The 9,267-nt window shown below is 66.8% G+C and carries 12 protein-coding genes; 7 read left to right on the top strand and 5 right to left on the bottom strand.

Going from position 1 to position 9,267, the window contains the following annotated elements; all coding sequences use genetic code 11:
• Positions 1–13 precede the first annotated feature (13 nt).
• A complete protein-coding gene (locus tag AC1RJ9_RS28010) occupies positions 14–919 on the bottom strand; it encodes an ATP-dependent DNA ligase (RefSeq protein WP_492841937.1) in 906 nt (301 codons plus the stop codon).
• A 170-nt stretch (positions 920–1,089) separates the two neighbouring features.
• On the opposite strand from AC1RJ9_RS28010, the gene AC1RJ9_RS28005 reads away from it, so the two are divergent.
• Positions 1,090–1,569 (top strand): hypothetical protein, encoded by a 480-nt coding sequence (locus tag AC1RJ9_RS28005; RefSeq protein ID WP_492841935.1) that lies wholly within the window; start codon positions 1,090–1,092, stop codon positions 1,567–1,569.
• Between the two features lie 16 nt (positions 1,570–1,585).
• On the opposite strand, the gene AC1RJ9_RS28000 is transcribed toward AC1RJ9_RS28005, so the two are convergent.
• Complete coding sequence (locus AC1RJ9_RS28000; RefSeq protein WP_492841933.1) at positions 1,586–2,095, bottom strand: arsinothricin resistance N-acetyltransferase ArsN1 family A; 510 nt, start codon at positions 2,093–2,095, stop codon at positions 1,586–1,588.
• Positions 2,092–2,835: an arsenical resistance protein ArsH gene (arsH, locus tag AC1RJ9_RS27995; RefSeq protein ID WP_492841931.1), complete on the bottom strand. Its 744-nt coding sequence runs from the start codon at positions 2,833–2,835 to the stop codon at positions 2,092–2,094. Before arsH ends, AC1RJ9_RS28000 begins: the two co-directional genes overlap by 4 nt.
• Before the next feature lie 56 nt (positions 2,836–2,891).
• Here arsH and AC1RJ9_RS27990 point away from each other — a divergent pair, with 56 nt between their 5' ends.
• The 4 genes from AC1RJ9_RS27990 to AC1RJ9_RS27975 are packed head-to-tail and all read left to right on the top strand — an operon-like array spanning position 2,892 to position 5,529.
• The gene (locus AC1RJ9_RS27990; RefSeq protein WP_492841929.1) at positions 2,892–3,263 is read left to right on the top strand and encodes an ArsR/SmtB family transcription factor; all 372 of its coding nucleotides are present in this window, start codon (positions 2,892–2,894) and stop codon (positions 3,261–3,263) included.
• Positions 3,260–3,799 (top strand): arsenate reductase ArsC, encoded by a 540-nt coding sequence (locus AC1RJ9_RS27985; protein ID WP_492841927.1) that lies wholly within the window; start codon positions 3,260–3,262, stop codon positions 3,797–3,799. The genes AC1RJ9_RS27990 and AC1RJ9_RS27985 overlap by 4 nt, the downstream gene beginning before the upstream one ends.
• 30 nt (positions 3,800–3,829) lie before the next feature.
• A complete protein-coding gene (gene arsC / locus AC1RJ9_RS27980; RefSeq protein WP_492841926.1) occupies positions 3,830–4,243 on the top strand; it encodes an arsenate reductase (glutaredoxin) in 414 nt (137 codons plus the stop codon).
• Positions 4,240–5,529: an arsenic transporter gene (locus AC1RJ9_RS27975; protein WP_492841924.1), complete on the top strand. Its 1,290-nt coding sequence runs from the start codon at positions 4,240–4,242 to the stop codon at positions 5,527–5,529. The genes arsC and AC1RJ9_RS27975 overlap by 4 nt, the downstream gene beginning before the upstream one ends.
• 11 nt (positions 5,530–5,540) lie before the next feature.
• Here the strand turns inward: AC1RJ9_RS27975 and AC1RJ9_RS27970 are convergent, their stop codons facing one another.
• Positions 5,541–5,933, bottom strand: a complete 393-nt coding sequence (locus AC1RJ9_RS27970) for a MerR family transcriptional regulator (RefSeq protein WP_492841922.1) — start codon at positions 5,931–5,933, stop codon at positions 5,541–5,543.
• A 69-nt stretch (positions 5,934–6,002) separates the two neighbouring features.
• On the opposite strand from AC1RJ9_RS27970, the gene AC1RJ9_RS27965 reads away from it, so the two are divergent.
• Both AC1RJ9_RS27965 and AC1RJ9_RS27960 read left to right on the top strand, forming a co-directional pair.
• Positions 6,003–6,659 carry a cation efflux transmembrane domain-containing protein gene (locus AC1RJ9_RS27965; RefSeq protein ID WP_492841920.1) on the top strand — a complete coding sequence of 219 codons (657 nt, stop codon included), beginning with the start codon at positions 6,003–6,005 and terminating at the stop codon, positions 6,657–6,659.
• 48 nt (positions 6,660–6,707) lie between these two features.
• On the top strand, positions 6,708–8,660 hold the full coding sequence (locus tag AC1RJ9_RS27960; RefSeq protein WP_492841918.1) for an FTR1 family protein: 1,953 nt from the start codon (positions 6,708–6,710) through the stop codon (positions 8,658–8,660).
• A gap of 55 nt (positions 8,661–8,715) precedes the next feature.
• Here AC1RJ9_RS27960 and AC1RJ9_RS27955 read toward each other — a convergent pair whose 3' ends face one another.
• The gene (locus AC1RJ9_RS27955; RefSeq protein WP_492841916.1) at positions 8,716–9,087 is read right to left on the bottom strand and encodes a copper-binding protein; all 372 of its coding nucleotides are present in this window, start codon (positions 9,085–9,087) and stop codon (positions 8,716–8,718) included.
• Between the last annotated feature and the right edge of the window lie 180 nt (positions 9,088–9,267).

Here is a 9,267-nt window from a genome sequence, read left to right as displayed (position 1 = left end):
TTTCAACAGCCTGCTAGCTCATGTTCTTGGTTCGTGCTTCTAAGCGCCTTTTAGCGCACAAACCTTGAGGTGAGCCCTTGCTCGGCGCGCCGGACGCATAGGGACTGACGTCGGATCGCGCCGCGCCCAGTCTCGGAAGCAGCTCCGCCATGCTCTTGGCCGTGAAGCCCGTGCCCACGGACCCGGAATAGACGAACTTCCCATCCCGATAGACGCCGGTCAGCAGGCCGGTGAACCTTGAGCCTTCGGTCTTCCAACCGCCGATCACCACCTCCAGGGCCGGACGACACTTCGCCTTGGTCCAGCTGCCGTCCTTGCCGGGCCGATAGGGCGCGTTCAGCCGCTTGGAGACGATGCCTTCCAGACCCATCTTGCAGGCGCTCAAATGCAGGTCGCGCCCTGCTCCAGGCAGCGGCTCGACAAGACGGATCGGCGGCGGCAGGTCCAGGTCCGCCAGCGCGGCCGATAGCCGATCGCGACGATCCGACAACGGCAGATCCCGGAGATCACGCCCCTCAAGCCAAGGCGCGTCGAAGACGAAGAACACCAGGCGGTCGATCGTGCCGCGCTGGATGTCCGACTTCAGGGTCGAGAAGTTTGGATGTCCCTTGGCGTCCATGGCGCACAGCTCGCCGTCATAGATCCCGTCGGGAAGATCGGCGACCTCGGCCGACATGGCGGCGAACTTGTCGGTCCAGTCGAAGAGGTTGCGGGTTCGCCAGCGGGCCTGGCCCTTGGTCATGCGCAGCTGCATTCGGTAGCCGTCGAACTTGACTTCGTGCAGCCAACCCTCCCCGGCCGGCGGGGCCGCCACCAACTTGCAAAATTGGAAGGGCACGAAGTCGGGCATGATCGCCTTGCTCGGCGCGCGGCGCCCGCGCGGGGCCGCAGGTTCTATCGAGAGGGTAGGGGCGGGCATGGCCCGGTCTCCGTGCGGCGAGGAGCGCCAAGGCGGACTCAACGACTCCCCAGGACGCCCGTTCCGCCCGCGAACCCATTGGCGCGTTTCATCTATTTCAATCCGGCAGCAGCCAAATTGCCTGCCAGCGATTAGCGTTGCACCTTGGATCACCGGGAGCCTGAAGCCGCATGATTATCGCCCTGCGTCACGCCGTGGTCTGTGACCACGCGCAATATTCACCGACAGGGCAGCTGACCTTCATTGGCGTGGCCGGCGACGCCTTCGTCGTCGATGTCATCCCGACGGCGCGGCAGGTTTGGCTTGGCATCAGCATGGATCTTGATGGATCGGAATCCATCGTAACGCTCCGCGTCGAAGCGCCGGACTATGACCATGCGCTGACGATCACCGTACCGGCTGGACCGACCAACACCTCGTTCATGCTCCCAGTGACCGTCCCCGCCGGCGATCGCGGGGAATTTATCGTATCGCTGACCAATGCCGGCGGTCCTGAGCGCCAGTTCGCGCAGCGGTGGCGGTTAGACGCCGAGGAGGGCGCGGACCGATTGGCGGCAGGCGAGGCCGCGGTCGTCGTCAAGGCAGCGAACGCGGCGTCGGCGGCCGTCTTTGCCCAGATAGCCGCACAACAAGCCGCGGCGCGCCACTAGGCCGGGAGGGTAGGCCTCAATCGAGATTGCCTTCCAACAGACGCTCGACCGCCACCACGTCGCGCCAGACGCCGTCCAGCTTGCCGTGCCTTTCATGGACACCGACCTCTCTGAAGCCCACGGACTTCAGGAGCGCCAGGCTAGCCTTGTTCTCGACGAAAACCCGCGAGAGCAACTTCCAGAACCCGGCCCGGGCGGCCGCCTCGATTAAGGCGACCATGGCGACGGCGCCGACGCCCTGGCCCCGATTGACCCGCCGGACATAAACGGAGAACTCGGCGATGCCGGCATAGCAGCAGCGATCGGCGTAAGAAAATGTCGCGGCGTAACCGACGATCTGGCCGGCCTGGTTGATCACCACGATGACGGGGTGCCGACCATCGAACCATCCAAGGATCTGATCGACAGAACGCGACGACGTTTCGAACGTGGCGATGCGGTCGGCGATCCCCTCGTTATAGATCTCGACGATCGCGGGCGCGTCGGCGGCAGTAGCTGCCCGCGTTGTCAGGTCCGAATGGCTCATGCGGTTTGGGCCTTCAGGGCTTCGTGGCTCATCGCCGCCGCGCCCAGCTCGACATGCTGGGCAATGCGTCCGTTGGCTTTTCGCTCGCTATAGCGATCGACCAGGTAGTCTGCCCGATCGCGCGTCAACAGCGTGAACTTCACCAGCTCCTCCATCACATCGACCACGCGGTCGTAGTAAGCCGACGGCTTCATGCGGTCGTGCTCGTCGAACTCCTTGTAGGCCATGGCGACTGATGACTGGTTGGGGATGGTGATCATCCGCATCCAGCGGCCCAAGAGCCGCAGGGTGTTGACTGCGTTGAACGACTGAGAGCCGCCGCTGACTTGCATGACCGCTAGGGTGCGCCCCTGAGTCGGGCGCACGCTGCCGATCTCCAGCGGGATCCAGTCGATCTGGGCCTTCATGATCCCGCTGATCGCCCCATGCCGTTCGGGGCTACACCAGACCTGGCCCTCGGACCATTGGGATAGCGCCCGAAGTTCCTGCACCTTGGGGTGATCGGGGCCCGTGGCGTCGGGAAGCGGCAGGTCGCGCGGATCGAAGATCCGGGTCTCGCAGCCGAGTTGCTCCAGGATGCGGGCCGCTTCCTGGGTCAGCAGGCGGCTGAACGAGCGTTCCCGCAGGGAGCCGTAGAGCAGCAGAATGCGAGGCGGATGGGTGGAAGGCGTCGTGACGTTCAGCCAGCCCAGGTCGATCGGCGCCAGGAACTGCGGCTCAAGGGCGGGAAACTCGGTCATGCAAGCGACTCCAACATCGTCATTGATCCGTCTCATATTTCCAGCATATTGGAAACATGGAATCGAAAGCCGCTGCCGCAAGCCTGTCCGCCCTCGGCCATGAGGGCCGTCTGGCCATCTTCCGCCTGCTGGTGAAGGCCGGACCTGCTGGCGTATCGGCCGGCGACATCGCCCGCCGCCTCGAAGTGATCCCCAACACGCTGTCGGCCAATCTCAATGTGCTCTCCCACGCCGGGCTGATCGTCTCGCGGCGGTTGGGGCGCTCAATCATCTACAGCGCCGACTACGCGGCTATGAGCGGCCTTCTCGGCTTCCTGATGGAAGACTGTTGCAACGGAAATCCGGAAATTTGCGCGCCGTTGGGCGACATCGTCGCCAAGGCCGCCGACTGCGATGGAACCTGCCTTAGCGAACTGGAGACGGCATGACCGACGACACCCAGCACCGCCCGCTCAACGTCCTCTTCCTCTGCACGCACAATTCTGCGCGCTCGGTCATGGCCGAATGCATCATGAACCGGGTCGGCGGCGGGCGCTTCAAGGCCTATTCCGCCGGCTCGACGCCCAGCGGGGTCCTCGATCCCCGCGCGGTCAGCCTGCTGCAGCACTTGAACTACAAGACTGACGACCTGCGCTCCAAGGCCTGGGATGAGTTCGCGATCCTGAACAATCCGGACGCCCCCGACCTCGATTTCGTGTTCACCGTTTGCGACAACGCCGCCGGCGAGGTCTGCCCGATCTGGCCAGGCCAGCCGATGACGGCGCACTGGGGCATCCCCAACCCGGGCTCGACCCATGGCACCGAAGCGGAGGTCGCTCTGGCGTTCGCCGATGCTTATCGCCAGCTCAACAGCCGCATCACGCTCTTTTGCGCGTTGCCCATGGCTTCGCTGGACCGCCTTTCGCTGCAGCGCCGTCTCGACGAGATCGGCAAGTCCAACGCGCCCGACACCTCCGTCGCCTGAACCCCGTCGCTTTGTTTTTCCTGGTGAGCCATGTCTGACGCCGATTTTCCGATAGTCATCTTCCACAACCCTGCCTGTGGCACCTCACGCAACGTTGTGGCGATGGTCGAGGCGGCCGGCTACGCGCCGAGAGTGATCGAGTATCTGAAGGCCGGCTGGGGCCACGACCAACTGCGGGAGCTGGCCAGCGAGGCGGGCCTGACCTTCCGCCAGTTGATGCGCGAGAAGGGCACCCCCGCCGCCGAACTCGGCCTGTCGGACGTTAAGGCCAGCGAGGAAGAGATCCTCGACGCCATGGTCGCCCATCCGATCCTGGTCAACCGGCCGATCGTGGTCACGCCCAAGGGGGTGAAGCTCTGCCGCCCCTCCGAGGTCGTGCTCGATCTACTCGACCGCAAGCCGGCGAGTTTCACCAAGGAAGACGGCGAAGTCGTCGTCCTGTGATCCTCGCCCTCCTGATCTTTCTGCTCACCATCACCTTGGTCATCTGGCAACCCAAGGGACTCAGCATCGGCTGGAGCGCGACAATCGGCGCGGTCCTGGCCCTGGCGACGGGCGTGGTCCACCTGGCCGACGTCGCGACGGTCTGGCAGATCGTTTGGAACGCCACCGGCGCCTTCATCGCGGTCATCATCATCAGTCTGCTCCTGGATGAGGCCGGGTTCTTCGAGTGGGCGGCCCTCCACGTCGCGCGCTGGGGCGGCGGGAAGGGGCGAATGCTGTTCGCCTCGATCGTCCTCCTGGGCGCGGCGGTCTCGGCGCTGTTCGCCAACGACGGTGCGGCCCTGATCTTGACGCCAATCGTCATCGCCATGCTCATGGCCCTGGGGTTCAAGGACAAGGCGACCCTGGCCTTCGTGATGGCGGCGGGGTTTATCGCCGACATGGCGAGTCTGCCGCTGGTGGTCTCCAACCTCGTCAACATCGTCTCGGCCGACTTCTTCAAGATCGGCTTTTCTCGCTACGCCTCGGTGATGATCCCGGTCGATCTGGCCGCCATCGCCGCCACCCTCGGCGCGCTGATGCTCTACTTCCGGCGCGACATCCCCGCTGTCTACGACATTGGCCAGTTGAAGCCGCCGCGCGACGCCATCAAGGATCCGGCGACCTTCAAGGCGGGCTTCCTGGTGCTGGCGCTGCTGCTGATCGGCTTCTTCGCCCTGGAGCCGCTGGGCGTGCCGGTCAGCGCGACGGCGGCGCTCGGGGCCGGGGTGCTACTGGCGATCGCCGGCCGCGGCCATGTGATCAGCACCCGCAAAGTGCTCAAGGGGGCGCCCTGGCAGGTCGTGATTTTTTCGCTCGGAATGTACCTGGTGGTCTACGGCCTGCGGAACGCGGGGCTCACCGACCAGGTCGCAGGCCTGCTCGACTACTTCGCCAGGGGCGGGGTGTGGGGCGCGGCGTTCGGCACCGGTATCCTGACGGCGCTGTTGTCGTCGGTGATGAACAATATGCCCACCGTCCTGGTCGGCGCTCTGTCGATCGACGCCAGCGGGGCCACGGGCGCGGTGAAGGAGGCGATGATCTACGCCAACGTCATCGGTAGCGATCTTGGTCCCAAGATCACGCCGATCGGCTCGCTGGCGACGCTGCTTTGGCTCCATGTGCTCGGAACCAAGGGGATCAGAATCTCCTGGGCCTACTACTTCAAGGTCGGGATCGTCCTGACGACGCCGATCTTGCTGGTGACCCTGGCTGTCTTGGCTATCAGGTTGACGCTGGCGGCGTAGTGGCCCCGATCCTAGCCCGCCAACGCCTCGATCACCCGGCAATCGGCGGCCCGTCCATCGCAAGTGGCCTGGACCATCCGTCGTAACTCGCCGCGCAAGGTCTCCAGCTGGGCGATCTTGGCCTCGACGTCGTCGAGCTGACGGACGGCCAGGGCGTTGGCTTCGCCGCAGGGCCGCTCGGGGTTGTCGGAAAGATCCAGCAGGTTGCGGATCGCCCCGACCGAGAAGCCGAGCTGGCGCGCGTGGCGGATGAAGGCCAGGCGGCGGACGGCGGCGGCGTCATAGACCCGGCGGTCGTTGGCGGCGCGGATCGGCTGCGGGAGTAGACCGATCTCCTCGTAGAAGCGGATGGTCGGGACCTTGACGTCCGAGGCCTTGGCCAACTGGCCGATCGATAGGGTCATGGAATTTTCCTCGCGTGAGGCAAATAGGCCCTTGATCCTCTAGTGGCTAGAGGATGCATGAGTGGCGTCATGAGCGACTCTTGTTCCAGCAAGCCGGCCGCCTCGGGCTGCGGTTGCGGCGCCGCGGTGAAGTTCGACGGCGCCACCCCGGCCTACCGGCGCGCCCTGGCGTGGGTGATCGCGATCAATCTGGTCGGCTTCGTCGTGGTGCTGATCGGCGGCCTGATCCAGGGCTCGGCCTCCTTGTCCGCCAATGCGCTGGATTTCCTGGCCGATAGCGCCACCTACGCCATCAGCCTGTGGGCCATCGGCAAGTCGGTCGGCGTTCGCACCGGCGCGGCGCTATTCAAGGGTTTCAGCCTCGGCGCGGTCGCCCTGTCCGTCGCCGGCTTCGCCGCCTGGCGGGCCTGGAGCGGGGCGGCGCCCTCCGGCGAGGCGATCTCGGCCCTGGGGCTGTTTGGCGCCCTGGCCAACCTGGCCGCCGCCGGTCTGCTGGTCCGCTATCGCGACGGCGACGCCAACGTCCGCTCCGTCTGGCTCTGCACCCGCAACGACCTGATCCAATGTCTGGCCGTCGCCGCCACCGGCGTCCTGGTCTGGCTGACCGGCTCGCGCTGGCCCGACCTGATCGTCGGCGTTCTGCTGGCCGGTGTGTTCCTGAGCTCGGCCTACCAGATCATCCGCCAAGCTCGCGCCGAACACCGCGCCGAACTCGCCGCCGCCTGACATGCTGAAGCTCTTGCCCACGCGCCGTTTCGCGCTCATGGATTGATAATGATTACTGGTCTCAAGGGGCGTCTGGCCTCGATCGTGGGCGGGCTGCTGGCGGTCCTGATGTTTGCGGCGGCGCCGATGGCGCACGCCCAGGAGGCGACGTCCTCGCAGACGGCCTGGCGGCTGCTGGACTACCTGTCGGTCGACTACGCCGGCGCGGTCAAGGACGGCAAGGTCATCAGTCCTTCCGAATATGCCGAGATGAACGAGTTCGCCGGCCAGGTGCGCGAGCGCATCGCCGGCCTGCCGGCCACCAAGGCCCAGCCCGACCTCCTGGCCAAGGCCGAGAGCCTGCAGGCGACGATTGCCGCCAAGCAGGAACCGGCCGTGGTCTCGGCCAAGGCCCACGCTTTGGCCAACGACCTGCTGGCCGCCTATCCCACGCCCCTGGCCCCCAAGCGGGCGCCGGACCTGGCGCGCGGCGCGGCCCTCTATGCCGAGACCTGCGCGGCCTGCCACGGGGAGGCGGGCAAGGCCGATGGTCCGAATGCCGCCGGCCTGGACCCGCCGCCGATCGCCTTCGCCGACGCCGATCGCGCCCGTCAGCGCAGCGTCTTTGGCCTCTATCAAGTGATCCAGCAGGGTCTCGACGGCACGGCCATGGCCAGCTACGCCCATCTGCCGTCCGATGACCGCTGGGACCTGGCCTTCTATGTCGGGCGCTTCGCTTTCAGCGACGCCGAGGCCGCGGCCGGCGAGAAGCTCTGGAACGAGGACGCCGCCGTCCGCGCCCGCTTCCCCGACCTGCAGACCTTGACCCAGACCACGCCCGCAGCGCTGGCGACCGCCGTCGGCGAGACCAAGGCCCGCGCCCTGACCGCCTATTTGCGTCGTCACCCCGAGGTCGTCACCCGCACCGGCGGCGGCTCGCTCGACGTCGCCCGCCAGAAGCTGGCCGCCAGCCTCAAGGCCTACGAGGCCGGTGACCATAAGGCCGCTGCCGATCTGGCATTGGCGGCCTATCTCGACGGCTTCGAGCCGGTCGAGCCGTCGCTGGGCGCGCGCGATCCGGCCCTGATGCGGCGGATCGAGGGCGCGATGGGCGACGTGCGCGGCGCGATCGGCAAGGCCGCGCCGGCCAGCGAGGTGCGCAGCCAAATCGAGCGTCTCGACGCTCTGTTCGCGGCCGCCGGCCGGGCGCTCGCGCCGGAAAAGGCCAGCAGCCTGTCGAGCTTCGCCGGCGCCTTCACCATCCTGCTGCGCGAGGGCCTGGAAGCCCTGCTGATCGTGGTCGCCATGATCGCCTTCCTGCGCAAGGCCGAGCGGACCGACGTGCTGCCTTATGTCCACGGCGGCTGGATCGCGGCCCTGGCGGCCGGCGGGCTGACCTGGGCGGCGGCGACCTTCTTCATCTCGATCAGCGGCGCCAGCCGGGAACTGACCGAAGGGTTCGGTTCGGTGGTCGCCGCGGCGGTGCTGATCTCGGTGGGTCTCTGGATGCACGGCAAGGCCCAGGCCGACGCCTGGCAGATCTATATCCGCGAGAAGCTCTCGCACGCCCTCTCCAAACAGTCGGCCTGGTTCCTGTTCCTGCTGGCCTTCATCGTCGTCTATCGCGAGGTCTTCGAGACCATCCTTTTCCTGACGGCGCTGTGGACCCAGGGCGGAGCCGGGGCGGTGCTGGCCGGCGTCGGGTGCGCCATTGTCGTGCTGGCCGTCATCGCCTGGGCCATGCTGCGGTTCTCCAAGCGCCTGCCGATCGGCCAGTTCTTCGAATACAGCGCCATCCTGATGGCGATCCTGGCGGTCGTCCTGGCCGGCAAGGGCGTGGCCGCCCTGCAGGAAGCCGGTCTCCTCGACCTGCATCCCTTGGCCCTGCCGCGCATCGAGCTGCTGGGCTTCTTCCCGACGATCGAAGGCGTCGCCGCCCAGGCGGTGACGCTGGCCATCCTGGTCGGCGGTTTCTGGTGGTCGCGGCGCGGCGCAGGCGGTGAGACCCCCAAGAGCGCCTAACCGCCTGCTTGTCCGAACGGGGCGAGGCGCGCAGATCGCGCCTCGCCGCCGCATCCTAGGACTTGGCGATCGCCGTCACTTCGCCCGCGCCGTCGTGGAGTTTGAGGTCGAAGGCGACCTTGTCGCCGACCGCGATCCCGTCCAGCAGGGCCGGCGCGATCTTGAAGCCCATGGTCATGGCCGGCCAGCCCGCCTCGGGAATGGCCTGATGATCGAGGGTGATCGTGCCGGCGGCTTTATCGATCGCCTTCACGACGCCGACGCCCTTGGCCATCTTGTCGGCCGGCGCCATGTCCATGCCGGCCATGTCATTGCTCGCCGCCGGGGCGGGCGCGGCGGGGGCGGCCGGCGCCTCGGTCTTGCGGTCGCAGGCGGCCAGGCTGGTCGTCGCCAACAGGGCGGCGAGGGCAAGGGATAGGGTCTTCATGAGCTAGTCTCCTTAGGCTGGGGTGGAAGCGGAAAGAGCGGTTCGGGCCTGCCGGCGACGCAGCAGCAGGTAGCCGGCCGGGATCACGAACATCGACAGCAGGGGCGCGGTGAGCATGCCGCCGATCATCGGGGCGGCGATGCGGCTCATGACTTCGGAGCCGGCGCCATGGCCCCAAAG

The organism is Caulobacter sp. GW822-FHT07D08 (assembly GCF_058798735.1).
This window is presented reverse-complemented; position numbering and strand designations above follow the sequence as displayed.

Coding starts and splice junctions, on each gene's coding strand:
- arsH (WP_492841931.1), bottom strand. CDS start 2,835: ATGACCGAGTTTCCCGCCCTTGAGCCGCAGTTCCTGGCGCCGATCGAC.
- AC1RJ9_RS28000 (WP_492841933.1), bottom strand. CDS start 2,095: ATGAGCCATTCGGACCTGACAACGCGGGCAGCTACTGCCGCCGACGCG.
- AC1RJ9_RS28010 (WP_492841937.1), bottom strand. CDS start 919: ATGCCCGCCCCTACCCTCTCGATAGAACCTGCGGCCCCGCGCGGGCGC.
- AC1RJ9_RS27970 (WP_492841922.1), bottom strand. CDS start 5,933: ATGACCCTATCGATCGGCCAGTTGGCCAAGGCCTCGGACGTCAAGGTC.
- arsC (WP_492841926.1), top strand. CDS start 3,830: ATGTCTGACGCCGATTTTCCGATAGTCATCTTCCACAACCCTGCCTGT.
- AC1RJ9_RS27960 (WP_492841918.1), top strand. CDS start 6,708: ATGATTACTGGTCTCAAGGGGCGTCTGGCCTCGATCGTGGGCGGGCTG.
- AC1RJ9_RS27985 (WP_492841927.1), top strand. CDS start 3,260: ATGACCGACGACACCCAGCACCGCCCGCTCAACGTCCTCTTCCTCTGC.
- AC1RJ9_RS27965 (WP_492841920.1), top strand. CDS start 6,003: ATGAGCGACTCTTGTTCCAGCAAGCCGGCCGCCTCGGGCTGCGGTTGC.
- AC1RJ9_RS27955 (WP_492841916.1), bottom strand. CDS start 9,087: ATGAAGACCCTATCCCTTGCCCTCGCCGCCCTGTTGGCGACGACCAGC.
- AC1RJ9_RS28005 (WP_492841935.1), top strand. CDS start 1,090: ATGATTATCGCCCTGCGTCACGCCGTGGTCTGTGACCACGCGCAATAT.
- AC1RJ9_RS27990 (WP_492841929.1), top strand. CDS start 2,892: ATGGAATCGAAAGCCGCTGCCGCAAGCCTGTCCGCCCTCGGCCATGAG.